General features: G+C 46.2%; 25 protein-coding genes. 10 read left to right on the forward strand and 15 right to left on the reverse strand.

The window, feature by feature from the left end:
- Positions 1-25 precede the first annotated feature (25 nt).
- The gene (locus tag ACSAZL_RS01560; protein WP_440947001.1) at positions 26-766 is read right to left on the reverse strand and encodes an MBL fold metallo-hydrolase; all 741 of its coding nucleotides are present in this window, start codon (positions 764-766) and stop codon (positions 26-28) included.
- Positions 763-2049 carry an ATP-binding protein gene (locus tag ACSAZL_RS01565; RefSeq protein WP_440947002.1) on the reverse strand — a complete coding sequence of 429 codons (1287 nt, stop codon included), beginning with the start codon at positions 2047-2049 and terminating at the stop codon, positions 763-765. Before ACSAZL_RS01565 ends, ACSAZL_RS01560 begins: the two co-directional genes overlap by 4 nt.
- A gap of 492 nt (positions 2050-2541) precedes the next feature.
- On the opposite strand from ACSAZL_RS01565, the gene purC reads away from it, so the two are divergent.
- Positions 2542-3255, forward strand: a complete 714-nt coding sequence (gene purC, locus ACSAZL_RS01570) for a phosphoribosylaminoimidazolesuccinocarboxamide synthase (protein ID WP_440947003.1) — start codon at positions 2542-2544, stop codon at positions 3253-3255.
- Positions 3256-3443: 188 nt separating this feature from the next.
- Here purC and ACSAZL_RS01575 read toward each other — a convergent pair whose 3' ends face one another.
- The 3 genes from ACSAZL_RS01575 to yciH all read right to left on the reverse strand — a co-directional run bounded on the left by ACSAZL_RS01575 (position 3444) and on the right by yciH (position 5536).
- Positions 3444-4670, reverse strand: a complete 1227-nt coding sequence (locus ACSAZL_RS01575; RefSeq protein WP_440947004.1) for an Nre family DNA repair protein — start codon at positions 4668-4670, stop codon at positions 3444-3446.
- Between the two features lie 2 nt (positions 4671-4672).
- Positions 4673-5032, reverse strand: a complete 360-nt coding sequence (locus tag ACSAZL_RS01580) for a transcriptional regulator (RefSeq protein ID WP_440947005.1) — start codon at positions 5030-5032, stop codon at positions 4673-4675.
- Between the two features lie 195 nt (positions 5033-5227).
- Positions 5228-5536 carry a stress response translation initiation inhibitor YciH gene (yciH, locus tag ACSAZL_RS01585; protein WP_011032808.1) on the reverse strand — a complete coding sequence of 103 codons (309 nt, stop codon included), beginning with the start codon at positions 5534-5536 and terminating at the stop codon, positions 5228-5230.
- 551 nt (positions 5537-6087) lie between these two features.
- Here yciH and ACSAZL_RS01590 point away from each other — a divergent pair.
- Positions 6088-6327, forward strand: a complete 240-nt coding sequence (locus ACSAZL_RS01590; protein ID WP_440947006.1) for a winged helix-turn-helix domain-containing protein — start codon at positions 6088-6090, stop codon at positions 6325-6327.
- A gap of 87 nt (positions 6328-6414) precedes the next feature.
- Here the strand turns inward: ACSAZL_RS01590 and ACSAZL_RS01595 are convergent, their stop codons facing one another.
- Positions 6415-6609 carry a hypothetical protein gene (locus tag ACSAZL_RS01595; protein WP_440947007.1) on the reverse strand — a complete coding sequence of 65 codons (195 nt, stop codon included), beginning with the start codon at positions 6607-6609 and terminating at the stop codon, positions 6415-6417.
- A 326-nt stretch (positions 6610-6935) separates the two neighbouring features.
- On the opposite strand from ACSAZL_RS01595, the gene purL reads away from it, so the two are divergent.
- Complete coding sequence (gene purL / locus ACSAZL_RS01600; protein WP_440947008.1) at positions 6936-9083, forward strand: phosphoribosylformylglycinamidine synthase subunit PurL; 2148 nt, start codon at positions 6936-6938, stop codon at positions 9081-9083.
- A 237-nt stretch (positions 9084-9320) separates the two neighbouring features.
- Here the strand turns inward: purL and ACSAZL_RS01605 are convergent, their stop codons facing one another.
- Complete coding sequence (locus tag ACSAZL_RS01605; RefSeq protein WP_440947009.1) at positions 9321-9485, reverse strand: hypothetical protein; 165 nt, start codon at positions 9483-9485, stop codon at positions 9321-9323.
- Positions 9486-9539: 54 nt separating this feature from the next.
- Here ACSAZL_RS01605 and ACSAZL_RS01610 point away from each other — a divergent pair, with 54 nt between their 5' ends.
- From ACSAZL_RS01610 to ACSAZL_RS01625, 4 genes are read left to right on the forward strand one after another with little or no spacing between them, the layout of a single operon-like run.
- The gene (locus ACSAZL_RS01610) at positions 9540-10676 is read left to right on the forward strand and encodes a glycoside hydrolase family 57 protein (RefSeq protein ID WP_440947010.1); all 1137 of its coding nucleotides are present in this window, start codon (positions 9540-9542) and stop codon (positions 10674-10676) included.
- Complete coding sequence (locus ACSAZL_RS01615) at positions 10673-11863, forward strand: glycoside hydrolase family 57 protein (protein WP_440947011.1); 1191 nt, start codon at positions 10673-10675, stop codon at positions 11861-11863. The genes ACSAZL_RS01610 and ACSAZL_RS01615 overlap by 4 nt, the downstream gene beginning before the upstream one ends.
- 44 nt (positions 11864-11907) lie before the next feature.
- Positions 11908-12714, forward strand: a complete 807-nt coding sequence (locus ACSAZL_RS01620; RefSeq protein WP_440947012.1) for a V4R domain-containing protein — start codon at positions 11908-11910, stop codon at positions 12712-12714.
- The gene (locus ACSAZL_RS01625; RefSeq protein ID WP_440947013.1) at positions 12711-14687 is read left to right on the forward strand and encodes a glycoside hydrolase family 15 protein; all 1977 of its coding nucleotides are present in this window, start codon (positions 12711-12713) and stop codon (positions 14685-14687) included. Before ACSAZL_RS01620 ends, ACSAZL_RS01625 begins: the two co-directional genes overlap by 4 nt.
- A gap of 248 nt (positions 14688-14935) precedes the next feature.
- Here the strand turns inward: ACSAZL_RS01625 and serS are convergent, their stop codons facing one another.
- Positions 14936-16201, reverse strand: coding sequence for a serine--tRNA ligase (gene serS, locus ACSAZL_RS01630; RefSeq protein WP_440947014.1), 1266 nt, complete (start codon positions 16199-16201; stop codon positions 14936-14938).
- Between the two features lie 134 nt (positions 16202-16335).
- Entirely contained in the window at positions 16336-17565 is a 1230-nt protein-coding gene (sppA, locus tag ACSAZL_RS01635) for a signal peptide peptidase SppA (protein ID WP_440947015.1), read from the reverse strand.
- A 326-nt stretch (positions 17566-17891) separates the two neighbouring features.
- On the opposite strand from sppA, the gene metG reads away from it, so the two are divergent.
- Positions 17892-20027: a methionine--tRNA ligase gene (metG, locus tag ACSAZL_RS01640; RefSeq protein WP_440947016.1), complete on the forward strand. Its 2136-nt coding sequence runs from the start codon at positions 17892-17894 to the stop codon at positions 20025-20027.
- A gap of 276 nt (positions 20028-20303) precedes the next feature.
- On the forward strand, positions 20304-21089 hold the full coding sequence (locus tag ACSAZL_RS01645; protein WP_440947017.1) for a YoaP domain-containing protein: 786 nt from the start codon (positions 20304-20306) through the stop codon (positions 21087-21089).
- A 202-nt stretch (positions 21090-21291) separates the two neighbouring features.
- On the opposite strand, the gene ACSAZL_RS01650 is transcribed toward ACSAZL_RS01645, so the two are convergent.
- From ACSAZL_RS01650 to ACSAZL_RS01675, 6 genes are all read right to left on the reverse strand, one after another.
- Positions 21292-21756: a type IV pilin N-terminal domain-containing protein gene (locus ACSAZL_RS01650; protein ID WP_440947018.1), complete on the reverse strand. Its 465-nt coding sequence runs from the start codon at positions 21754-21756 to the stop codon at positions 21292-21294.
- A 187-nt stretch (positions 21757-21943) separates the two neighbouring features.
- Positions 21944-22474 (reverse strand): class IV adenylate cyclase, encoded by a 531-nt coding sequence (gene cyaB / locus ACSAZL_RS01655; protein WP_440947019.1) that lies wholly within the window; start codon positions 22472-22474, stop codon positions 21944-21946.
- Between the two features lie 86 nt (positions 22475-22560).
- On the reverse strand, positions 22561-22959 hold the full coding sequence (locus ACSAZL_RS01660; protein ID WP_440947020.1) for a Zn-ribbon domain-containing OB-fold protein: 399 nt from the start codon (positions 22957-22959) through the stop codon (positions 22561-22563).
- Positions 22960-22965: 6 nt separating this feature from the next.
- Positions 22966-24138: a thiolase domain-containing protein gene (locus tag ACSAZL_RS01665; RefSeq protein WP_440947021.1), complete on the reverse strand. Its 1173-nt coding sequence runs from the start codon at positions 24136-24138 to the stop codon at positions 22966-22968.
- A 16-nt stretch (positions 24139-24154) separates the two neighbouring features.
- Positions 24155-25204, reverse strand: a complete 1050-nt coding sequence (locus tag ACSAZL_RS01670; RefSeq protein WP_440947022.1) for a hydroxymethylglutaryl-CoA synthase — start codon at positions 25202-25204, stop codon at positions 24155-24157.
- 44 nt (positions 25205-25248) lie between these two features.
- Positions 25249-25989, reverse strand: a complete 741-nt coding sequence (locus ACSAZL_RS01675; RefSeq protein WP_440947023.1) for a helix-turn-helix domain-containing protein — start codon at positions 25987-25989, stop codon at positions 25249-25251.
- A 140-nt stretch (positions 25990-26129) separates the two neighbouring features.
- Here ACSAZL_RS01675 and ACSAZL_RS01680 point away from each other — a divergent pair, with 140 nt between their 5' ends.
- Complete coding sequence (locus ACSAZL_RS01680; protein ID WP_440947024.1) at positions 26130-26948, forward strand: CRISPR-associated protein Cas4; 819 nt, start codon at positions 26130-26132, stop codon at positions 26946-26948.
- Positions 26949-26990: the final 42 nt, after the last annotated feature.

The following is a 26990-nucleotide window of genomic DNA, read 5'->3' on the forward strand; positions in this document are numbered from 1 at the left end:
AGATTGAAACCAAAACTTAGAGAGCTTAAAACTCAAAGACCTGCCCGTCATATCCCAGAGGCAAAAACATCGATTCGATGTTGTGCGGGCGAAAAAGGTGGCTGAGGTGGGTCAGGACTACTTTTTTTGCGTTGAGCTTTTGAGCAAGTGCCATAGCTTCTTCCGAATTCATATGCTTTTTAATATGGATGCGCGGAGGAACGATAGCATCTGCAATAAGAAGGTCAGGGTCCTTCATAAGTTCCAGGCTTCTTTCAGGAATTTCCGTGTTCGTATCACCGGTGACCACAACCCTGGTGTCCCCTTCACGGATAACAACGCCTGCAGGGGTTTCTACCGGGGGGTGGGAAACCTTGAAAAGAGTAAACTCAAGCCCGATCAATTCAAAGGGCTCGTAGAGTTTTACGTAGTGGTACCTGGGTTTCAGGAAAGAAACGTACTGGTCTATATAATCCAGGGTTTCTTGAATTCCATAGACATCAACTTTATTCTGAACCCTGTAAAACTCCCCGAAGCCTGCATAGTGGTCGTAATGCCCATGTGTCCAGATTACCCCGTCTATGCCCGAAAGTCTTTGCCTGAGGAACTGCTGCCTGAGGTCCGGACTGGTATCAATGAGAATTTTGCCCTGATCGGATTCCACGAGGATCGAAAAACGAAGACGCTGGCTCTTTCCGCCTTTACGGGCGTCTGCACATGCCGGGCAGTTGCAGCCAATTTTCGGAGTCCCAACAGCGTCCCCGGTCCCGAGCAGCGTTAGCCTCATGAAAAATTCTTCCCTCTGTATTCGTCGGATTTGAGGTCTGCCCTTTCATCAAAAGACTTTACGGCTTCCAGCAGGTCTTGCTGGGTGAGTATCTTGCGTTCTTCCAGAAGGGCACTCAGGACAGCTTCCCTGATAACCATGCGCAGGTCGGAACCCGAATAACCTTCAGTCAATTCAGCAATCTCTTTCGTATCAAGGTCTCCCTCTATATGCCGGGTCACAATGTCCAGGATATTTTTACGCATCTCAAGGTCAGGCAGGGGGAAATGAACGATTTCGTCAAAACGCCTCCACGCCGCACTGTCAAGCATCCTGGGGTGGTTTGTTGCAGCAATCAGAAGGACTCCATGTTCCACAAGGCTGATCTCATCTATAGCTTTCAGGAGCGTATTGACCGCCCTCTTGATTGCGGCGTTTTCGTCTGAAGTCCTGGCTTTTGCAACAAAGTCCAGTTCATCTATGAAAAGGATGCAGGGATTCAGTTTTTTTGCAAGCAGGAAAACCCGGTCTATGTTTTTTGCGGTCTCGCCGAGGTACTGGTCCGTAATCATTGAGAGCTTGACCTCAACAAAGGGTATGGAGAGCTGTTCGGAAAGGGCGCGGGCAACTGAGGTTTTTCCTGTTCCCGGAGGCCCGACAAACAGGAGTTTTCCTATATCATGCAGCCCGATTTCCCGCAGGTATTCCCTGTGCTGGATGGCTTTCATTATTTTTTCAATTTCGTCCTGCTGCTCTTCGGTGAGCACAAGGTCCCTGACTTTCTGTTTGACATCTTCAGGAGCGATAATGACAACGAGCTTGAGCATCTCTTCGCTCTTGTCCTCTTTCCTGATTTCAGCTATCAGGGATTCTATCCATTCCCTGTCGACTTCCTTCGGCCTGATCTTTGCTTTTGCAGCTGCATAGTTTGCAGCCTCAACCTTTCTGATTTCTCCGAAATAATAAGCAAGGACAGGATTATTTTCGATTCTCTCCTGAGATCCTTCCTGTTTTTCAAACCATTCTGCGGCAAGTTCAAATGCACTAAGGCGGAGTTCAAAGTGAGCCCTGTCAATGGTTATGAAAGGCACATTCCTTACACTCTTTTCGATATCTTTAACCCCATATAGTTTTTCGATCCTGATAAATGAAGCTATTATGGGTTTGGGAACCGTTTTTTCTGTGCTGCTCCAGTAACTTTTCCGTATATTCTTGGGAAGGTCGTTTACGTCCAGTTCTGGATAGCGGTTATAGATCTCTGCGGTCAGCAGCAGCTCTACTATGTCTAGTATAATCCCTGGCATGTTTTTTTACCCGTTACGTATTGAGATGGACCCGTTATTATGTGGTGGGCGATCAAGTGCTGTAATTTCCTTAATTCTTTGTTTAAGTTGCTAAAAATATTAATTGATTTTCTTCAAAGATATAATTTACGAAGCAGGCGACAGATCTCTATGGAGGGACAGAACACCGGCAGGAGGTGATAACTTTATCTATCAGAAGGGCTTTATCATTTACTCCGCCTCTTCATGAAATCGAGAGTATAATTTCAGAAAAAAATCTCTACAAATCTGCAAGCATCTCGAGTTTCAGGGAGTATCTTCGTGAGTTCTGGAAGTGATTCGATCACTCCCATAACGCAATCCAGTTCCGGTACATATTCCATATCCGCTTCTGAAATGCCAAGGCGTTATTAGAGAACTCCTATATTAAATTTACTATTGTTCCGGGATAATATTTCCGGAAAATCTCTCTATCTAAGGAAATCAAGAATTATCCCTAGAGAGGACCACTGTATGAAAAGAGAACAGCTCTATTCAGGGAAAGCAAAGACCATCTATGCTACAGATAATCCCGACACCCTTATCGCCGAATTCCGAAACAGCCTGACCGCGTTCAACGGGGAGAAGAAAGGCGAGATGGAAAAGAAGGGTTATTACAATGCCCAGATCTCGGAAAAAATATTTGAGATGCTGGAAGCCAGCGGGATAAAAACACACTTTGTCAGCATGCTTTCTGACATCGATATGCTTGTAAAGAAAGTAGAAATCATAAAGATCGAGGTTATTGTCAGAAACATTGCCGCGGGTTCCATTACAAAGAAATACCCTCTGAAAGAAGGTACTATTTTCGAGTCCCCGGTTCTCGTTTTTGATTTCAAAAGCGATGAGTACGGAGATCCCATGCTGAACGACGACATAGCGGTCGCGCTTGGTGTCGCAACCCGCGAAGAACTTGCTACCCTTCGGAAACTTGCACTCAGGATCAACGAGCTGCTTGTGCCCTACCTTGATGAAAAAGGAATCCTGCTTCCCGACTTCAAGCTTGAGTTCGGAAGGAGGGACGGGGAAATAATCCTTGCCGATGAGATCTCCTGTGACACCTGCCGTTTCTGGGACAAGAAAACCGGGCAGTCCATGGATAAAGACGTCTTCAGGTTTGACAAGGGTGACATTTCCAAAGCTTATGAAGAAGTTGCCCGGCGCATTGTACCCGAGATCTTTGAATAAGCCTTATTATGATTGAAGGTTCGAATAGGCCTGCAAAAGCCTTTAAGGCCTTCTTTCTTGACTTTTCCTTCTTTTTTGACTTCTCAATATTTTTTAGTTTTTTCCGATCTGTTTTAATTTTTCCTTATTTCCTAATTTCTTCCTGAAAACCAGCTTGGCTTGGCGGCTTAAATTCTCATTTCTAGCAATTAAACCTCGAAAAAAGAATCAAGCGTTGTCTGGAATCGGAAATCAGAGAGCATCTTTGCCTGCTGCATCCACTCTATTTTTGGAGTTTTTACCCTGCCTGCAAGATCCGAAACCGCTGCTTCCAGGGATTCGAAGGTTCTGGGTGGATTTTGAAGCGCATTTCTCATGCCCTCCCGGACAACCCAGACGCCGAGCGGAGCCCAGTAATCGGGAGTAATTTCCCTCAGCACAAAGACTGAAGCCTGCCTTTTGATTTCTGTCAGGTACTCAAGTACAGGAAGCCTTGCTGCATAATATCCCCCTGCCAGAGGGGAATACCCTTTCTTTCCGTCAAGTCCTTCGCTGTCCTCTCCTATCCAGCTTGCTTCCCCGGACCAGACTGTTTTTGGAAGCCAGATCTCAATAAGTTCAAAGGAATAAGCCCTCGGAAGGATGAGGACTTCAAAATGGTTTCCGAAATGCGTCCCACTGAAAAGCCTGATGTCAGAAATCCAGGGGAAATCCTTTACATGGTCTGCAAGTTCCTTTCCTGCCATATCGTCCACAGCTGTGATAGACCAGCGGGTAGGCACTATTTTACGTTCTTTCCCGAGCAGACCTATGGAAAAAAGGCGGGTGATGTGTTCCGTAGAAACGTCGCTTTTTAAAAGTTCGTTAATAGCATCCTTTGCGAGGGCATCGGTATCATATACCAGGTAATCCACTTTTTTCGGGACATCTGGGTTTTCGGCAAGCTCAAAGTTTTTCACAAGCCCGGAAGGACCCATAGGTGTAAGGACTGCATCGAACTTGAGTTCCTGCTTGGGAGCTTTAAAAAACCAGGCTTCAGTGTCCACCGGCTTTCTGGAGAGTGCCAGTTCCTGAGCCTTTACCAGAAGCGGATTATCTTTGCTCCGTGCGTCTTTTATATGCAGGCTAGTGTTTGCTCTGACCATACGGGAACGCATGGAGATGACGTCTTCTATCCTCATGTTTCCCCAGGCTGAAGGGTTTTCGAGGATCGAAGCTTCGTTTTCCTTCGCTAAAGGAGGGATCAGGGGCCCTGCCGAAACCCTGGGGTAACCGTAGCTTCCAACAAAAAGAGCCGGGGGAGATGCCCCAAATACGGAATCTCCTGAGATTGAAGGAGAAATTGATTGCAGGGACTTGAACTTTTCAAGAATCGGGCAGCGGGGGCGCCCGCAAAGTCCTTTTCCCTTGCATTTTATACACAGTGAGTCTTTCACTTTCAGTTCATATCCTTACAGATGATGCAGGCTTTAGCTTCAGGTTCATTTTTGTACAGCCAGCCGGACTTCTGGACAAAACAGCATATGCCGCACATTCCTTTTACCTTTTCCTGAGAGGATAAACCGCCTTTCAAGAGCACGGCTGCAAATTTTCGGATCTCATTCTGGGTCTCTTCAGAGAAATCAACTTCAGCCCCACGTTTTTCACTCACATACTGGGATACCGCAGCTCTTGAAAGCTCAAGGATATCCGCTACATCCTGCTGCGTGCATCCATGCTCGAAAATCATTGCCCTTGAAAGCTCAGCTCTGATTGCAGGCAAGACTTTCTGTACCATAATTTCGCATGTTGTTTTCATTGGAGACCAACACTTGCACAGATAAAATATATAACAATGTACTTTTTGTATGGTTTTCCGAGCAGGAACTCATTTTTCCAGTTAGAAGGCACATGCTATCGAAAAACTAGCAAAAAGACACGTACAACTCCGAATCTGTAAACTTAAATTCCTGTTCTCAGGTTCATTTGTCCTGATGAGGGACGGATTCAGAGTTTAATTTTTAATTTGTTCAGCAGAGAAACCCTTTTCCATGAGGACTTCTTTCATGCGGGTCAGGTGGTTGCCCTGAAGTTCTACAGTGTTTCCTTTTACTGTACCGCCGCATGCGAATTTCGATTTAAGATAGGTGGAAAGTTCATGAAGGTCAATTTCACTTGCATCAAAACCTTCTACAACAGTGACTTCTTTCCCATATCTTCTTCTGTTTACTTTCACAGTAATTCTCTGTTGCTCTTTTGCAACCTCTTCGCAAATGCAAAGTTCTTTTGGAAGCCCGCATACCGGGCACATTCCGCTGCTCATTTGTTAGTATGTCCTCCAAATTTGTAATCATTGTATATGTAATTCACATCCGAAAATAACTACATGGATATAAAGTACTTATCAATGATGGTATTAAAGCCTAATGGTATTTTTAAGGCACTTTATATTGAATTTCAGTTATAATCCAAAATTTTCAATAATATAAAAAGCCGACCAGAGCTTTGTATTTTTTTTGTTTTTCGTATTTGTAGTAAATGGTCTCGCAGGTAGACAGGAAATCTCCCGGTCCTGAACCAATCGAATTAACAGGCTTTCATAAAAATGGAGCTTGTATGCGAAAAAAATCCGAAAATCAAGACACGTGTAGCTTCAAGAAACAAAAGCTCCGGAAAAACCGGCTTCGTACCCTGAAGAATAAAACCCCGAAAATTGTGTTTTTGCCGGGAAAAGCATTTTTCGGTCAGCAAAAAGCTAAATATATCTTGAACCCCATCTTTTTATGTAACCTGTATGGTTACATATTTATGCACTTTAAATATATAAATATATCTATATAATATCCAGGGATCAAACATATCGGGAGGTACCATATGAACGAGTTAATAGGTTTTGTGAACGGAAACAGCGTAAGGCAAAAAGTGCTCTCTCTGCTCTCCTCAAAAGGGGAAATGGAAGGAAAGCGTATCTCCAAAACTCTTCGGGTGGTATATCCTACCATAGCAAAGACTCTCGAGGAACTGGAAGAAAAAGAGCTAATTGCAAAAAAAGAAGAGGTCTACTTCCTGACCGAAACCGGAGTTAAGGTAGAAAAAATGGTTCAGCAAATCTAATTTCTAATTCTAATTCCATATATTTGATTTCTACTTTTTTAGTTTAATTTCATTTTTTAGTCACTTCTCAGATTTTCTGCACTCTTCTTAATTATATCTGTTAATTTTCAGAACATATATTCTGAAAATTCTAAAAATTCTTTCTTCCGATCTCTTTTCTCCTAAATTCTTTTCTCCCAAATTCTTTTTTCTGATCTCTTTTTTCTGATCTCTTTTTTTTGATCTCTTTTTTCTGATCTCTTTTTTCCTAAATTCTTTCTTCTGATATCTCTTTTCTCCCAAATTCTTTCTTTCTCCTGCTATTTTTTCGTATTTTTTAATTCACTCTCTTTTTTAAATCTCTTCTCACTCCTCACCTCCTTTCCGAATTTTATTCTCGGGAATCCGGAAAAGCCGCAGGTAAAACGTTTGCAGATGCTTGTTCCAGAGGAATGTTTTCTCTCTGGCTTAAAGAAATATTTATCTAATCCCTGTCCCTTTATGTGCGCATAGTCTATTTTCGTTATATTGAAAAATCGCTATATTGAAAACCCTGAAATTTCAGGGAAGTTACAAAAGAAATTAGAGCTTCGGCATTTAAATGAGGCTTAAGAATCAGAGGCAAGGCAATGTTACCTGAAGAAGACCTGAAGATTATTCAAAAAGAACTTGGGAGAGAGCCTACCCTGGTAGAGCAGGGCTGTTTTTTAAATCTGTGGAGCGAACACTGTTCCTACCGCTCAAGCGCCCCTCTCCTTAAAACTTTCACAACTACTGGAGAAAACGTCCTTATCGGTCCCGGAGACGATGCTGCAATTATTAAATTCGAAGACGGATATGTGCTTGCCATAGGCATGGAAAGCCACAACCACCCTTCATATGTAGACCCCTACAACGGGGCAGCTACCGGGGTTGGAGGGATTGTGAGGGATATTATATCTATGGGAGCCCGTCCGATAGCTCTTATGGACCCTCTTTATTTCGGGCCCCTGGACACCCCGAAAAATCTCTTCCTTTTCGAGCAGATCATTAAAGGAATCGCAGGGTACGGGAACTGCATAGGAGTGCCCGTGGTAAATGGCGAGACTTTTTTTGATCGGCGATACAGCGGAAACCCGCTGGTAAACGTTGTTGCAGTCGGGCTCTGCAAAGAAGAAAACGTTACCACCTCCCGCTCGCAGAAAGCCGGAAACAGGCTCATCCTTGCAGGTTCAAGCACCGGAAAAGACGGGCTTGGAGGGGCATCCTTTGCTTCCAGAGACCTGTCCGAATCCGCTGAAGCCGAAGACCGTCCGAGCGTCCAGGTAGGAGACCCCTATACCGAAAAGCTCGTCATGGAAATGACCCTCGAAGCCATAGAGAAAGGCTATGTAAAATCCTGCAAAGACCTTGGGGCTGCAGGGCTTGGAGGAGCAAGCTCGGAACTCGCTGCAAAAGGGGGACTGGGAGCTCGCATTATTGCAGATGCGGTCCCTCAGCGCGAACCCAACATGAACGCCTATGAAATCCTGCTTGCCGAGTCTCAGGAACGCATGCTTTTTGAAGTAGCTCCTGAAGATGTCGATGCAGTCCTTTCCCTGGTCCAGAAGTATGACCTGAATGGGGCAGTGGTCGGATACCTTACAGAAGAACCCACATATACCGTTGAGTTCAGAGAGGAAATCGTCGCCGACATCCCAATAGCCTTTCTGACGGGAGGCGCCCCTACCTGCGAGAAGCCCTCAGAAGCCCCTGTCCGGAGGGAAGAGGGCAAAAAGCCGGAAGTCCCGGAAGACCTGAAAGCAGCTTTCCTGAAAGTCCTGTCCTCCTACAACATCGCCTCAAAGGAATGGATCTACAGGCAGTATGATCACGAGGTTCAGCTCAGGACCGTTGTCAAACCCGGAGAGGATTCCGGAGTGCTCAGGATTACCGATTCAAAAGGAATCGCACTTACCTGCGGCTGCCAGCCCAGAGCTACCCTGCTTGACCCTTACACCGGAGGAAAGACTGCAATTATCGAAAACGCCACGAATCTTGCAGTAAAAGGGGCAGAACCCCTGGCAATCGTAAACTGCCTTAACTTCGGAAACCCGGAGCGTCCTGAAACATACTGGCAGTTCAAAAACGCTGTACTCGGGCTTGGAGATGAAGCCAGAAAGCTTTCAGTTCCTGTCGTCGGAGGAAACGTTTCCCTTTATAACGAGAGCGATGAGTTCAAGACCGCAATCCCTCCCACCCCCTCAATAGGAATGATCGGGAAAGTGGATCTCGAAACTCCTCTCCCTTCAGGCTTCTTTGCAAAAGCCGGAGACAGCATTCTCCTTGTAGGAGAGACCACCCCTGAAATGGGAGGCTCCGAATACTATGCCTGCATGGTGTCTGAGAATGTCGGAAAAGTCCCTGCGGTCCCGGAAAACGCCCCCGAGATTATAAAAGCCATAATCAAAGCTGTTAAAAGCGGAAAGCTGAGTTCCGCACATGATCTCTCCCTCGGAGGGATCGGGGCAGGGCTTGCAAGGATGTGCAGAAATCTGGGTGGAAAAGTAGACTTCACCGAAGTTGCAGGAGAAACACGGGCTGATGAATTCCTGTTCTCAGAAACTCCCGCAAGGGCCCTGCTTGCAACTTCCGAGCCTGAAGCCGTACAGGAAATTCTTAAAGACGTGCCACATGCCGTAATCGGTAAAGTGGGTGGCGAAATCCTTGAAATCAAAGGTAAGAATTTCGAACTTTCCCTTTCCTTAAAAGAAATTGCAGAGGCTTACGGCAGCCTTACACGATTCATGATGGGATGATTACTTCATCCCGCTTTTCCTTTCCCGAATTGCGATTCGGGATCCCATGAAATCGAGATTTCATGGGAGTTGCGATATAATCGCAACAGCCCGCCGTCCTTTTCACTCGCTTCGCTCGCTCAAGAGGACTACTTGATGGTTTTTGTCGGAATAGAATAGGGGCCCGGACTTAAGGAAAGTATTCTCTCATCCCTGAGACATTTCCAGTAATTATCTCCTTGTCTCTCTTTATTGCGATTATGACCTGTAAGTTGTTCTTTTATCCGGCTGGTAGGCGGGCATCAGACCCGCGCGGCGCAGGGGGAGAAAACTGAGAGATTTCTTCTCCGGGTTTCGGATCGGATTTCCAATTGATCTGGAATCGGCTTCTTTGAGTATGGTCGATAATTCGTTATTAGGCAAAAGGCTGAATGAAACAATAGTTTTTAGTAGGTTTCCGCACAACAATATTTTGTTATGAAAGCCGTGTGCATGTGTTTGGGAGTGCATCTCCCTTACAGTCCAAAGTGGTACTGGCCCGTAGAGGGTTTTTCCGGAGTTCCTGAAATGGACCGGTATTTTGACCGGAACCATATTTTTTCAAGGCTCTTAAATACAGGCAGAGAACTTCTGCGCCTTAATGACCTTTTTCTGGAATCCATTGAAAGGGGGGGAAGCTATGCTTTTGACCTTTCAGGACCTTTCCTTGAACAGTGCAGGTGGGACCCTGAGCTTCTCGAATCCCTCAGGGAACTTGCAGAGAGTAAAAAGGTAGAGTTTACGGGAAGCTGCTGTTATCATTCCCTGAGTGCCCTTTATCCTGATCTCTCCTGGTTTAGAGAGGAAGTAACAGTTTACAGAGAAATGCTCGGGGAATTGCTGGGAGTTAACCCCGAGACTTTCGTGAACACCGAACTTCTCTACACGGAAAGAGTGGAAAGCACACTTACAGATATGGGTTTCAGGTGCCTTATTGCCGAAGGATCGAAAAACATTATGGACGGCTATGATCCGGTCCGAGTTTTTGAAAATGGTCTTCCTACCCTTCTCAGGCATATAAATCTCAGTGAAGACCTTGAACTGCGTTTTTCGGAAAAAAGCTGGGAAGGTTACCCTCTGATTCCGGATAAGTTCGCAGACTGGATTGCAGGCATGGAAGGGGATGTCCTTACCCTTTATTTGAATTATACGAGCCTCTGCCTTCACCACAGGAACAAGAGCATGATAGCCGATTTCGTACGGGCTTTTCCGGAAACTCTGAAGAACCGGGGCATTGAAATGATTACTCCTTCGGAAGCTGTAAGCAGATTCAGTCCTGTGAAACTTCCTACCCTCGGGACCGAACAGACCATCCGTTACGGAATGCACAATGCTATCGGAAACCATGCTCAGCAGCTCTATCTGAGGGAGCTGGTAAGGATCGGGGAAGAACTTGCAGAAATTAAAGAAAAGCCGAACTACCAGAAGTTGAAGCAGGTTTTCGGCTACCTCCAGCAGAGTGAAATCCTGTTTTCAATGGGTCCCGAAAAAAACCGTGAAGGGTATGAAAGGGCTGTGAACTACTATTCAATTCTCTCGGATTTTAGAAGAGCCGTTCTGGAGGAGAGAGCATGACCTCTGTTTGCATGTACTTCCAGGTGCACCAGCCTTTCAGGCTGCGCAGGTTCTGGCCTGATGACAGGATTGGTTTTTTCCGTTACTTTGATGAAAGGAGCAACAGGGAGATCTTTGAAAGAGTAGCCCGTAAATGCTACATCCCTGCAAACAAAACCCTTCTGGATTCCGTTGACGAGCATAAAGGAGAGTTCAGGTTTTCCCTCTCGATTACAGGTACATTGCTTGAACAATGCGAACTATGGGGAAAGGAGGTGCTGGAGAGTTTCCGTCAACTTGCGGAAACAGGGGCTGTGGAATTTCTGGATGAGACCTTTTACCACTCCCTTGCAAGCCTTTTTGAAGACAAAACAGAGTTTGTCGAAGAGGTGAAGGAACACAGAAAAATTGTTTCCGACCTCATCGGAGTCAAACCTCAGGTCTTCCGGAACACCGAACTTCTTTACAATAACTCCATAGCAAAGATTGCTTCCGAGCTCGGGTACAGTGCGATCCTTACGGAAGGCGCAGACCACATGCTTGACGGAAGGTCTCCTAACGTGCTCTACAGGGCAAAAGGTTCGGGACTTCCTATTCTCTTCAGAAACTACAAGCTGAGTGATGATATTGGTTACCGGTTCTCAGCAAGGTGGTGGGAAGGTTATCCCCTTACCGCGGAAAAATGGGCCTCATGGGCTTCAGGGGTTAAGGAGGATTTCATCAATATTTTTATGGACTACGAGACTTTCGGAGAACACCAGTGGGAAGAAACCGGAATTTTTGACTTCCTGGAAAAATTGCCTGCAGAAGTTCTCAAAAAAGACATGGAATTCAGCACCCCTGTAGAGGTTGCCCGAAAGTATTCCCCTGTAGCCGAGATCGATATCGGAGACTTTTCCACGATTTCCTGGGCTGATATGGAACGTGATACCAGTGCGTGGCTTGGAAATGACATGCAGAGGCGTTGTTTTGAAGAAATAAAATTGCTTGAGCCTTTTGTGAAAAAAACAGGAGACCCCGAAATCCTGCGTATCTGGAAGCACCTGTTGACTTCGGACCACTATTACTATATGTGCACCAAGTGGCTCGGGGATGGAGACGTGCATTCTTATTTCAGCGTTCACTCCACCCCCTTCGAGGCAGCGGTAAACTTTATGGCAGTACTCATGGACTTCAAGGCTCTTGTATTCAGGAGCTTAACGCAATGACTTAATGAAATGTATGCATATAGATTCATGGGAGTTTGAGTCACATGGTTAGGGACTTATGCATGTTTGCAGGATTTAACGAAGATTCGCAGATTGTATGGTTCAAGATTACCTATTCGAAAGAGCCCGGTTCTTTATCTGTAATAAGTGATTTTCTTGAAAAAGAGAATGCCTTCATTAAGTTCGGACATATTGATAATATTACGCAGACGACCGGAGAATACTCCGTATTTACAGAGCTTAAGATAGATGCGGATATGGAGAATCTTGCTAAAAAAATAGGAGAATTGGAAGTTGTAAATGCAGTGGAATTTGGGATTTCGGAGTTCGGGATGATATACTCTGTTGATTTTCCCCTGAATGTCATAGGAGTCAGAGGGGTTATGGCAAGGGCGCTCACAATTGTTGATATCATCAAAACTCTTAATCAGAGTGTGCCGCATGCGGAAGGACTTCTGACGCTGTCCGGACTGCGGGGAGGGACTCATGCCGCAAAATATTTTAAGAGTATAATGACTATTGATAATAGCAACTTCGCAAGCATGCTTGCGGAACTTTACCGTGCTGTTGGCTGGGGAATTCTGGAAATTGAATGTGACCCCGAAACCTACGAAGGAAGAATCATTGTTAAAGACTCGTTTATAGCCGATGTGTACGGGGCTTCGGACCAGCCGGTCTGTGCCTTTATGAGCGGCTACTTTGCGGGTTATCTGACCGAGTATTTCGGGAAGAACATAAGTGTGAGGGAAGTCAGCTGTAAAGCCACAGGAAAGGAGGTATGCGAGCATATAATCTCCCTAGCTCCTTCCCGCGTAAATCAGGAATATCAGCTTAGAGGGGACACCCGGTGATCCGACAACCGAATGTCATTCTCGGAAATGACGAAATGCTTGTGACAATGGGGCGAAAGGGAGAGATTTTAGGCTTATTTTATCCCCGCAGAGACCATGCCCAGCACGTAGAGGAATCCCTTGCCTGTATCCATACAGGGGAAAGGCTTCTCTGGACAAACGATAATGATTGGCACTCTATCCAGAACTATATCGAGGATACAAATATCGTATCCACGAAACTTTACCATGACTCCGGGATAAGGATCTCTATTCTCGACCTTGTGCATCCTGAAGTGCCTGTCCTTATCCGCAGGTTTAAGGTGCAGTCCCAGCAAAAAATGTCAGGAAAATTTTTTTACTATTCGAATTTTAACGTAGGAGAAACTTCCAAGAAAAACTCCGCATTTTGCGATACCGAAGCTCGCCTGCTTGCACAATACTGGCAAAATTACTATATAGGAATCTATGCCCTGCCGGAGTTTACGGAATGGCAGATCGGAAAGGCAATGGACACTATCTGGTGGACAAACTCCAAATACGATATGGAGGACGGAAAGCTCCAGCGGAATAAGGAAGATATCGGAAATATCAACAACGCTGCCGGCTGGGATCTCGATCTGGAAGCTGACGGGGCAAATGAGTTTGTTATCTTTATGGGGGCTGCCTCTTCCCGGAGTCTCCTTTATAAGAGGATGCATGAACTGTCCAAACTGCCTCTTGAACACATTTTTGAAAAGACGCGAGAACACTGGGTAATGTGGCTCTCAAAAAAACATGTACTCAAGATGCCGGGGCTTGAAGGGCATAATAACCTGCGCCAGGAACTCTTCAATGCCTATAACCGGGCTCTTCTCATGCTTTATCTCCTGAACGACCGCGAATACGGGTCCTTTGTGGCTGCTCCGGAGTTTGACTCCAATTTTGAGAAATGTGGAGGATACGGGTTTTGCTGGAACAGGGATACCTCGGAGTTAGTTCTCGCCCTCAAGCTCTGCGGATATCCTGAATATTGTGACAGGTTTTTCAGGTGGTGTATCCAGACCCAGCTCCCTGACGGCTCTTGGTTCCAGCGTTACTGGCTCAATGGAGACATAGCTCCTTCCTGGGGAAATTTTGACTATTCAACCCAGATCGACGAGACCGGGGCCACACTTCACGCCATGGACATATATTACAGGATTCTCGAAGGCCTCAAAAAGGTTGAGTTTCTGGAAGAAGTCTGGGTCTCCGTGCTCAGGGCTGCCGAGTACCTGATGAAGAGGACCAAGTCCGGGCTGCATGAAAGCTGTATGGATCTGTGGGAGACCTATTACGGAGTTTTTACCTATACCAATGCTTCGATCTACGCAGGGCTCATGGGCGCGTCCCACCTTGCAGAAGAAAACGGGGAGTCCGGCATGGCAAGGCGCTGGAAGAAAAGGGCTGAGTTCATCAAACGGGCTACAATTGACCGTTTCTGGCTTCAGGAGGGCTACTTTGCAAAGGGAATCATCAATGAAAAACTGGACAAAACGATTGATGCAAGCATCCTCGGAGCCTATATACCCTTTGGGATGATCTCCCCGAAAGATTCTGTGGAAAGGGACATGATTCTTTTCCTTATAGAAAATATCCAGAAAAAGCTCTCAATTCCTATCAACGGGGGCTATGGAATCAAACGTTATGAAAATGACAGTTATATCGATGGAAATCCCTGGGTGGTAACAACTCTCTGGCTTTCGGAGGCTATGTTTGCCTTTATCCTTGACCTCCCCAATGGAAAAGAAGGACCGTATGCCGAAGATGTGAAAAAGCTGACCATTGAAGGAATCAAATGCCTGAGATGGGCTCTGGCCGGATCAACAAGCACGGGACTTCTCCCCGAACAGGTGGATAAGTCTTCAGGAAAACCGGCGTGGGCAGTTCCCCTCGGCTGGAGCAGTTCTCTCATGCTTGACAATATCCTTCTCCTTGATAAAATTTGCAGAAGAAACACAGGGGCCCGTGAATAAGGAAGGCTAATGGACGGGATAAGGTTGAGGGATGAAAGATAATCCCTGGAAAAAAGGAAAGTGAATACGAAGAAAGTGGATTCGAAGAAAGTGGATTCGAAGAAAGTGAATACGAAGAAAGTAAAGAAACCCGTTAATTACTTTGTGCGGGTGAGGATTTGCCCGTAAGGGCTTTCCTCAAAGTAATTGACGAGCTGTCTTTTTTTATCGAGTTTCGGGATACGGCATTTTTGAAGTGATCCGCAAGCTCAATCCTTTCTGATTTCTTCGGCTCCGCCCATGTACGGCCTGAGAACCTCCGGGATCTCCACACTGCCGTCCTCACGCTGGTAGTTCTCCAGGATCGCAACTACGGTCCTGCCTACAGCAAGGCCTGAACCGTTAAGCGTGTGGATGAACTGCGGGCCTTCAGGGGTTCTGAAGCGGATATTTGCTCTCCTTGCCTGGAAGTTCTCGAAATTCGAGCACGAGGAGATCTCCCGGTACTTTTCCTGTGTGGGGACCCATACTTCAATGTCGTAGGTCTTGGCTGCCGAGAAGCCCAGGTCGCCAGTGCAAAGGGTTACGACGCGATACGGCAGCTTGAGGAGTTTGAGAATCTCTTCGGCGTCGAGGGTGAGTTTTTCCAGTTCTTCGTAGGAAGTTTCAGGTTTCACGAATTTGACAAGTTCAACTTTATTGAACTGGTGCTGGCGGATAATGCCTCTCGTATCCTGCCCGTGTTTTCCCGCCTCTCGCCTGAAGCAGGCGGTATATGCTGTAAGAAATACCGGCAGGTTTTCCATATACTCGTCCATGAAGAGGTTGGTCACCGGGACTTCTGCGGTCGGGGCAAGATAATAGCTGTCAGCGCAGCATAAGTACATATCATCCTTGAACTTTGGCAGCTGCCCTGTGCCGGTCATGGCTTTTTCATTGATGAGCACAGGCGGGAAAACTTCAAGATATCCCTGCCTGGTGTGTACATCAAGCATGAAGTTTATGAGGGCTCTTTCAAGCTTTGCGCCCAGGCCTTTATAAACCGTAAAGCCCTGCCCAGCTATCTTTGCTCCTCGTTCAAAGTCGAGTATATCCAGCGCCTCTCCGATTTCCCAGTGAGGCTTTGGAGTAAACGTAAATTCTCTCTTCTCTCCAACTACCCTTACAACCGGATTATCGTTCTCATCCTTGCCTACGGGCGTTGTCTCAGATGGGATATTGGGGATACTGAGCATTATTTCATTTATTTTTGATTTATAGTCACGTATCTGATCATCGATTTCTTTAATACGGTTATTGATGCCCTGCATCTCATTTATCTTGGATAAGGTATCCTTATTTTCCTTCTTGAGCTGCGCTATCTCGCGGGTGACCACGTTGCGTTTGTGCTTGAGGCTGTCGCCCTCGGTGAGGCATTCCCTCCAGGCCACGTCATACTCAAGAAGACTATCTATAAGCTCTGTGCCCATATTCCTGTTAACAAGAGCACGCCCAACTATGTCGGGGTTATTTCGTACAAATTTGAGTTCCAGCATGTTAAGCCCGAATTATCCTGCATGTTAGCTAATATATATTTTGCTATTTTTCAGGCAGAAAGCCTGTCCTGAGAAACAGATAACTGTATAAATAAAAAACATTACGGAAAAATGAAAGAGAGGAAGTCCGGGAATTAGTTCATACAGGCAAGAATCTTACCGTAAGGGCTTTTCTCAAAGTAATTGACAAGTTGACTGGCTTCCCCACCGGAAGTCCCGGAATCCGAACCGAGAAGCAGACTTGAAAGGCTTACCCTGTTCATGTACACAACTCTTGGCTCCCCCTGAATACCTCCCAGTTCCGCAGCCTTATCAATTGCGTCATAGAGGTTTCCAAAGTCGTCCACAAGCCCTATCTCCTTTGCTTTCATCCCGGTATATATGCGCCCGTCAGCAAGCTCTTTTACTTCGCTGTGGCTCATATTACGCCCTTCTGCAACCTGGGTTACAAAATCTTCATAACTCTCCATTACAACGGTATCAGCATATTCTTTTTCTTCATCCGTAAGCCCTCTCCAGGATCCTCCCATATCTTTGAACTCTCCGGACTTCGAAATGTAGTACTCTACACCTTCCTTTTCGTAGTAAGAAGACATGTTCTCAAAGGTCCAGATAACTCCTATGGACCCCGTACTTGTGGAGGGATTTGCATATATGTAATCCGCAGGCGCAGAGATATAATATGCAGCACTTGCCGCGAGGTCTCCCATGGAAACAATAACGGGGATGCCCTGTTCCTGAGCTTTCTCAATCTCTGCCGAAATCTCCTGGGCGGCTGCAGGAGACCCACCAGGGCTGTTAATCCTGAGTACGATTGCCCTGACGTTTTCATCCGCTACGGCGGAGTGGATGTTTTCTGATATTTCTTCTGAGGTCGCATAGCCGAGTCCCGAGGGAACGTTTCCGGTGAGCATGGAACCCTGTACATAAATTACTGCAATCTTCTCGGAAGTCCCGAAATCTCCTCCGAAACCGAGCCCGTAGAAGATGGCAGCCATACTGACTGTGATAACAGCAATAAGGGCCAATAAAACCACAAAATAGGACCTATTGTTGCGCTCCTTTTTCTTTAAGGAAGGAGAAGAGCCTGAATTCGTGCTTAATCTTTCGCTTTCAATCCTTTTTTTCTCCGGTTCCCGGGGAATAAGTCCCGAAGCATCCTTTTTTGCCTCCTCCTGTCTTTCGGGAGCAGAATCGGAACCTGAAGAATTCTCCATGATGGTACTCTCCGAAATGCCCTCCTCAGGGATGATAGTTTCTTTTTTATCGTAAGCACCACTGATCGAAAGGTCTTCTTCAGGTGCTTCTTCCGGACTCGCGTTTTTTGAATCCGTACCTTCTGGGTTTACATTTTCATCATTCATATCTGACAGGACCGTATTTCTTGGATTTTGTTCTTTAATTCCCGGCCTATGCTTTTCACTGCTGAAAGCTCAAGTTAAGAGACAGGCAAATTCTCCGGGTCGGAAAACTACCGAAATCCATTAAAAAGCCCGCAAATAAAAGAATCAATTCAACAGGTCTGAATTGTCAGAGCAACTATTTATGTTTCTCTACATTCCACTCTTCTTTATATAGGAGTATCAACTATCCCTCAAATAAGTTTCCTTGCAAATACAATAAGCGAAATATTTTTCAGAATTGCAGTCGTCCAGAGGGGATACACTCATAAAAATCTATGGAGATAAGAATGTCAGACTCATCCAGTAAACCCGTACTTGTCACCTGCGGCCTGCCCTATGCCAACGGCAAGGCCCATATCGGGCATCTCCGGACCTATGTGCCCGCCGATATTTTTGCCCGTTCCCTGCGAAAAGAGGGGAGGGAGGTTACCTTTGTCTGCGGCTCGGATACCCATGGCACTCCAATTGTCGTGAACGCCGAGGAGCTCGGGATCACCCCTAAAGAACTTGTAGAGATCTATCATAAGCACTTTGACGAAACTTTCAAGCAGCTCGGAGTTTACTTTGATGCTTTCGGGACAACCGATGACCCTGAAAATCATAACCGGACCCTGGATATTGTAAACAGGTTAATCGAAAAGGACTATGTATACCCGAAAATTATAGAAATCGCCTACTGCCCTGCATGTAACCGCTTCCTTCCTGATCGCTATGTGGAAGGAGTCTGCCCTTATTGCGGAGAAACAGCCCGGGGCGATGAATGCGACCAGGGGTGCGGAAAACACCTTGAACCCGGAGAACTTCAGAACCCTGTATGTACTATCTGCGGAGGGCCTGCAGAGTACCGGCATCAGGAACACTTCTTTTTCAAACTTTCCAAATTCAGCGACTACCTTATGGATTACCTTTCAAACGACCTGGGAGGCACCACCAATGCCATAAACTACGCACTTGGCTGGGTAAAGCAGGGGCTTACGGACTGGTGCATCACAAGAAACCTGGAATGGGGAGTTAAATTCCCGGGGCATGAAGACCTTGTAGTTTACGTCTGGGTGGACGCCCCTATAGGATACATTGCCTTTACCGAGGAATGGGCTGCACAGGCAGGTGATTCCTGGGAAAAGTTCTGGAAAGGAGACGGGGAAATCATCCACTTCATCGGGGGGGACATTACCTACCACCACTGCATCTTCTGGCCTTCCATGCTTAAAGGCGCAGACTATTCCGTGCCCACGGCTGTTGTAGCCTCAGGCATGGTCAAAATCGAAGACAGGAAATTCTCCAAGACCAGGGGTTATGTGGTCTGGGTTGGGGAAGACTATCTTGACCATGGCTTCCATCCCGACCTCCTCAGATATTACCTTGCAAGCTACACCTCCCATACCAAGGAATTGAACTTCTCCTGGCATGTGCTTCAGGAAAAGATCAACGCCGAACTGGTTGCCGTACTCGGCAACTTCCTGTACAGGACCATGCTCTTTGCTTTCAAGAACTACGGAGAAGTCCCCGAAGGAAATCTCGAGCCTGAGGTAAGCGCAGAAATCGAAAAAGCCCTGAAGGAAGTAAAAGAGGCTATGGCTGATTACGAGTTTAAGAAAGCCGTGGATTCTGCCATGACTCTTGCTTCTTTCGGGAACACTTACTTCCAGTCCCACGAGCCCTGGAAACTAATAAAAGAAGACAGAACCGCATGTGGGCAGGTTATCTATAATTGCCTCCACCTGGCAAAAGCCCTGAGCCTCATATTTGAACCCGTGCTCCCGCAGACCATGGAAACAGCCTGGAAAGGACTCGGGCAGGAAAGCGATATCCATGCCGCACAGTACGAAGAAGCCCTTGTGCCCCTGAAGGCAGGCACAAAACTTGCAAAGCCTGAGCTTCTCTTTACCAAACTCGAAGACGACAGGATCGGAGAGATGGAAGAGATTGCAAACCAGAGGGTAAAAGCCGCAAACGCAAAGAAAACCGCAGCAAAGGGAGGCGAGAAAGAGCCTTCGAAGTCCGAAGGGATGGGGCCTTCGGAAGAAACAAAGGCAGCCGAAAAAGCCGAAGAGGCGGCAAAAGCTGAAGAAAAGGTGCCGATTGAAACTCTTCCCCAGATTGAGTATGAAGACTTTGCAAAACTTGACATCAGAGTAGGGAAGGTGCTCTTTGTCGAACCTGTAAAGAAGTCCAAAAAACTCCTGAGGATTGAAGTGGATATCGGAGAAGAAAAGCCAAGGCAGCTTGTAGCAGGCATGGCTTCGTATTACACTCCCGAAGAGCTCGTAGGCAAATATGTTGTTGTACTTGCCAACCTCAAACCCGCCAAACTCTGTGGTGTTGAGTCAAATGGCATGATGCTCGCAGCCGATGACGGCGGGGCGATTGTAGCAGCTCTTATGCCGGACAAAGAAATTAAGCCGGGTTCCAGAATTAGGTAAGAATTGAATCCAGGAAAAGTAAAAGTTTCAGGAAGCTGAAAAAATTATTTGGCTCTTCGCTGCTTCATACGGGCCGAAAATAATTGTTCGGTTAGAAAGTATCCAGGCAAAAAAAGAGAAACATCACGCTTAAATGTGATTTTCAACCATAAATGTTTCTAAATTTTAGATATGATACTTTGACATTCAGGATAGTTGACAATCAGGAGACGAATCTAAGTTACCCACCCGAAACAGCGAAGAGCCGAAATAAATGAATTATGGGATTGAGTCTCTATGACTGACATAGAAATAATGGATCTTACTCCGGAAAACATTGCTGAGTATGGTGTTTGCGGATACAAAGATTTAAAAAAGCACCTTGAGTTAAGAAGGAAAATTGACTGGTTTAAAGAATACTATCCGAAAGGGCTCAGGATAAAAGTAATCATCTCAAGAGAAGGCGGTTACCAGGGCATGCTTGAATATATCCCGGGAAAATATGCGCACCGCCCGGTAGATGCAGAAGGATATATGTTTATCCATTGCATTTTTGTCGGATTCAAAAACGAGTTTAAAGGGAAAGGATATGCGTCTTCTTTAATCGAGGAGTGCATTAAGGATGCAAAAGAAGCAAACATGCAGGGCGTTGTGGTTGTTACAAGAAATGGCCCATTTATGGCCAGGAAAGATATTTTCTCAAAAAAAGGATTTATTCCGGTCGATGAGGCTAAACCTGATTTTGAATTGATGGTTTTAAAATTCAACCCGAAAGCCCCGGACCCGAAGTTTAAAAACATCTCAGCGAATATGGAGAAATATGAGGAAGGCCTGACCATCATGCGCTCCGCCCAGTGTCCTTACTCAGTAAAAAACGTGGATGCTATTTTGGAAACTGCCAGAAACAAATTGAAAATAAAGGCTAACCTGATCGACCTTAAGGATTCGGAGGAAGCTCAACAAATGCCCTGTGCTTTCGGAACATTTTGTATTATTTATAATGGGAAAGTCATCAGTCATCATCCAATCAGTAATACAAGATTTGAAAATATTATGAAGAAAATGTATCCCCCTAAAATCTAATGAGGTTTCAGTCACAGGAAAAATATAATCGTTGTTCCATGTCTCTTTATCCCATTTTGCTAAAAAGACTATATGTATTTGCAGTATCGTCGTCGCAATCCTCAAGAATTAAAAGATAATGAAAAAGATTCTGAACGCTGTAATCGGCTATATTGGACATTCCATTTGTATGAGGATATGAACAATATAGACATGGAAGTAATCAAACCATTACTTCCTGCCTTAAAACCATAATTTTCTTCTGTCCATCAACTACCTTTAAGACGATTTTATCTCCTGCAGTGACGTTATCCAGTTTGCCGGCATCCTCCGGATACCTGGGAGTCAGGTAAAGGCTTATGGTATCTCCTGTGGTAATGGTTGTGCCGTATAAATGGGAAATATTGAGTTCGAAACTATCCCCTTCTACTTCGACAAGGACCTGTGTGTCATTCCTGAAGGTAAAGGGCTCTCCGCCGTTATGTTCAAGCTGTATTGCGTTTCCTTCAAGCCCCTCACTGTTGAGCCTGCCGCCCATACTAAGGCCTGTCGAATAAGACTGTAAAATTCCTGTAATACTGCTGGAACTTATGACATATGCAAAAATAATAGTTAAGAGGGTCATTAAAGCAACCCCAACAATAGGCGAGATAGCTTTTTTGTTCCTTAATATCTCTGCCGCATTCATTTTCCCCTCCACATCTAAAATTATACATGGAATATTAACAACTGCCTGTATATAATATTTGAGGCTGTTTCATATTCTAAAATTTTGACGGTTTTGTGGCGTAAGGAAGGAAAAAATCAAATCCAAAAATAAAAAGTATTTAATCGGGAAATTTATTTCATGGGCTCTTGATGTGGATATAATACTTTCATTTCTTCTTTTTGAGCACCATTTCAAGGTAAGATGTTCGAATAGAGTCTCTTTCATCAACTCCAAACTGGGCTAAAAATTTAAATAATTGCTCTCTGGAACTTTCGAGATATTTCTCTTCCTCTACATCAATTTCTACTTCCAGGAACTCTCCCAGCCCTTCGACTGCATCAAGGCAAACAGTGATCTCTCCTGCCCTGAAAATTTCTCGTTTTTTGCGGACGGCTCCGGCTTCCGAGAAGTCCAGGGCACGGAAGATTTTTGCTGTTATAGCCTCATCTACAGGAGTTTCAAGCTCTTCTCTGGTTTTGGAGACTTTATCGAGTTTAGGTCCTTTATACGTTAAAACAGCCTTTCCACCCAGAGAGCGGATCCTGAGGGCTTCATCGGTTTTTGCAAAGTCCCTGTACGGAGCTGCAAAATAGGTATCCGACTGTTCTTCAACCCCAATTTTATTTGCCCCGATTTTTTCAAGGAGAGGGCGGATCTTTGAGTGATCCGCTCTTACCTTGACTTCCACTTCAATCATAGTTTCCAGACATCTCCGGTTCTGTTCAGGGTTCAATCCGTAATTTATTAAATAACTCTATCCGGGAAGGAAAAGTTCTGGCTCTATCAATCATCTGCAGGGACGAACTTGGTACCGTAGTAGATCATACCATGTTCACCGTCTTCTCCTAGCTTTCTGAACACGGACCTGACCCGTGTTCCGATCTGGATTTTATCAGGATCTCCAACCACCTGAGAGGTCAGACGGGGGCCTTCATCCAGTTTAATAATTGCAAGGGTATAAGGGGACTGGCTTTCAAAACCCTCCGCAGCCGTGTGAATCAATGTATAGCTTACGATTTCGCCGGTGCCTTTGAATTTGAAGGGTTCGAGCTCACCCATGCGCCTGCAGTTTACGCAAAAATTGCGTGGGGGGTAGAAGTATTCCCCGCATTCCTTGCAACGGGTCCCTTCGAGGTTATACCTGCTGCCGAGGTTTCTCCAGAATCTTGGTACAGAAGACATCTAATCTCACCTCTCCCTCGAGAAAATGTGTACTACTGCTGTCGCTCCTGACCCTCCTACATTGTGGGTCATTCCGTACTCAGCTCCTGCTACCTGGCGCTTGCCTGCATCTCCGCGCAGCTGGGTTACAATTTCCACAGCCTGCTTTATGCCTGTTGCCCCCACGGGGTGCCCGCAGGCCTTCAGCCCACCGGAGGTGTTAACAGGGATTCTTCCGCCGATTGCAGTTTCTCCGTTTGCGGTGACGATTCCGCCTTTTCCTTTCTCTGCAAACCCGAGGTCTTCAATTGCGCAGATCTCGGCAATGGTAAAGCAGTCGTGCACTTCGACAAGGTCGATATCTTCAGGCTTCAATTTTGCCATGGAATATGCCCTCTTTGCAGCCATCACGGTTGCGTCCAAGGTTGTGATATCCCTTCTGTCATGAAGGGCAATAGTGTCACTTGCCTGTGCTGTTGCCTTGATGTAAATAGGCGTATCGGTATATTTATGGGCAATCTCCGCAGGTGCCAGGACAAGTGCAGATGCCCCGTCTGTTATGGGAGAACAGTCAAAGATATGTAGCGGGTCAGCTACCATTATTGAGTTCAGTACATCGTCTACGGTAATCAGGTTCTTATACTGGGCAATCGGGTTGAGGCACCCGTTTTTGTGGTTCTTTACGGCTACTTCTGCAAGCTGTTCACCTGTGGTACCGTATCTGTGCATATGAAGTTTTGCAATCATTGCATAAAGCCCGGGGAAAGTTGCTCCTGCCATGCCTTCCCATTCCCTGTCGGCAGCTGCCGCAAGAGCTGAAGATGCCTCTTCGGAGCCAACATCTGTCATTTTCTCTGCTCCTGCCGCAACCACGATGTCGCTGTAGCCCGAAGCCACGGACATTATAGCCTGGCGCAGGGCAAGCCCTCCTGATGCACAGGCGGCCTCCACTCTTGTAGCCGGAACGTGGAGGTTCCTTGAAAGCCCTGAATAGTCCGCAATGAGGGCGCCGATGTGTTCCTGCTCAACAAAGCGGCCTCCACTCATGTTTCCTATGTAAAGCGCGTCAATATCTTTTCCGCTTACATCTGCGTCCTGGATTGCTCCGATCCCTGCTTCTACGACTATATCTCTCAGGGAGTGTTCCCATAGTTCCCCGAATTTTGTGTTCTTTACTCCGATAATTGCTACGTCTCTCATTATATTCACCCCGTTTTCAGGCCAGGCGGATCTTGCCTTTATGCCTGGCATACCTTGCGTAGTCGATGTATACGGGATCCTTGATAAGTTCGGAAACTGTCGGAGCCCTGTTTCGGATTTCCTCAATCCTGTCGGTAACTGTTATGCTGAATGCATCGGCCCCTGCTCCTGACCCGAAGGCGGTTGCAAAAACCCGGTCTCCAGGCTTTGCCTGGTCAAGGGTTGCAGCAATTCCCATCAGGCAGGAACCAGAATAGGTATTCCCTATTTTCGGGACAACAAGTCCGGGAGTAATCTGGGCTTTTGTGAACCCGAGCATCTTTGCAGCTTTGCTAGGGAACTTCCCGTTTGGCTGGTGGAAGACTGCATAATCATAATCTTCAGGTTTTGCTCCGAGTTTTTCAAGCAGGCCTTTTGCGCCGTTTGTCACGTGCTTGAAGTATCCGGGTTCTCCCGTAAACCTGCCTCCGTGCTCGGGGTAGGGCATTCCTTCCCTTCTCCAGAAGTCAGGGGTATCAGTTGTAAAAGAGTATGTATCCTCAATGATTGCGGCAAGTTCGGATTCTTTCCTTCCGATGAGGCAAGCAACTCCGCCTGCAGCTGCAGTGTATTCAAGGGCGTCACTTGGGGCTCCCTGGGAGACATCTGCTCCTATGGCCATACCGAGGTCGATCATTCCTGAGCCAACCAGACCCATACAGGCCTGAACTGCAGCTGTTCCTGCCTTACAGGCAAACTCAAAGTCCGCTGCAGTCATTTCAGGGGTTGCGCCGATAGCCTGGGCGACAATGGTGCTTGTAGGTTTTACAGCGTAGGGATGACTTTCTGAGCCTGTGTACACCGCCCCGATTCTGGAGGGATCGACGCCGCTTCTTACCATTGCATATCTTGCCGCTTCCACTGCAATCGTAGCTGCGTCTTCGTCGACATCAGGCACGGACTTTTCGTACACCATGAGGCCATTTTTGAGAGCCTCAGCGTCATCACCCCAGAGCCGGGCGATTTCTTCAATTTTTATACGGTATCTCGGGACATAAGCACCGTAAGATACAATTCCAATAGTCATGTGTTCACCTGTTTTTGAGTGTTTAAGGCATCAGTTTCAGGGTTTCATTCCCTCGCATAATATTGACTGTATTTTTTCAGTAACTGCACGATCTGATCGAGTTCCATTGTGGTTGCGACCAGAGGGATACGGTCTACCTCCGCCATCTTGATTACAACAGGTTCGACCTCTTCTTTACGGAGCCCGTGGAGCACAACGGCTCCGGGTTTCAGGTTGGTGACCCGAATAGCTACCATAGGGGATTTTCCGGTACTCACCTTCGTAAAGATCATGGCTCTGTCCGTACTCCAGCCGTAGAGCTTCTGGAATTCGTGGGAGGATAGTTCCAGGATCGCCCTTTGACTGTCGATAACAGAAAAACCATATAGAGGCTTCTCAACTCCCTTGTAGACAATATCGCCTTCAATAAGGTTAACCAGTTTCGCAAGCTGTATCGGGAGAGTATACTCATAGGTTGAGTAGATGGATTTTGAACTGTTTTCAGCGTTAAGTATAGATTCGTAAGCGTGGATCTTCTTTCCTCCCCGCTCCATATCAATCTCAAGCAGGGACTCCACGATCTTCCGAATGATAAGTGTCCCTGGAGACTTCCGCCTCCCGCTTTCATAATCACTGATCACGGAGGGGGAAACCTTAAGGTAATTTGCAATATCTGTCTGGGATATCTCGAAGTTTGACCTCCACTTTTTCAGTGATTCTCCGGGTTTTTCGGAGAGCGTGATATCTCCAGCCATTTTTTCCGCCAGGCGGTTGCGCAGATTTTCTGAGGAATCATTGGATGTCATGACTTACTTAGACTAAGACGAAACATTACCATATATATCTAACGAATGCGAGTTCGTCAATTGTCGCAGAATGGGAACTGTTTGAGACCGGATATCTTCTGCAAAAAATTTATAACATCTGGAGGATAAATTAGAATGTGATGCCTGTAGATTCACGGAACCCGGAGATAAGCGTCTCCGACCTTCTCCTATATATCAGCTGCCCGCGGCGTGTGTACTTTGTCAGTCGCGGATTTGAACTGTTTCCGGAAATAAACGCTTCACGGCTCGAGAGAATGCTCCTGAAAGAGCTCTCTCTAAATTATCCTGAAATTGTGAATAAGTGTTCGTTAAACGCCGATACCCTGTGCAAAGAACTTGAAGCTGCCCTCAATCAGGCCTGTGAAGACCTTCCGCTAGTGTTTCCAGGAGAATTTTCCCGCATAGAAGGAGGAGTCCTAGAAGACGGGAGCGCGCGGGCAAGAGCTAAAATTCCGGAAATTGTGGATAACCTCCTCAAAGGACTTGGTGAATATGGGAAAGACACCATGCTTGCGGCACTTACCCCTGTTAAAACAGAGCCGTTTCTTTCCTCGGAAAAACTAAACCTGAAAGGAGTGCCCTCTAAAATAGTCTGTTTTGAGGGCATGAATGTTCCTTCGATCATAAAGCCCGGAAACTGTCCTGTTCAGGGAGTATGGGCATCCGATAGAATGCACGCTGCATCCCTTGCCCTCCTCCTTGAAGCCGAGTCCGGAAAAGAAGTCCCTTTCGCCTTTGTCGAATACGTGAGTTTCGGGCTGCTCCGAAAGGTAGTTATCCGAAGTTCGGATCGCAGGGAGGTATTGAAAATCTGCAGGCGTGTGGAGAAAATAAAAGCCGGACTCATGCCCGAGAAAACGGAAGAAAAATTCTGTACGGAATGCACCTTTTCAGAGCACTGTGTTTCAAACTCATCGCTTATGTCTAAGTTTTTTTGAACAGGAAATTGACGAAAAAATTACATTACAATGAAAAAGGGC

It is taken from the genome of Methanosarcina mangrovi, assembly GCF_052057765.1.
GTDB lineage: Archaea > Halobacteriota > Methanosarcinia > Methanosarcinales > Methanosarcinaceae > Methanosarcina.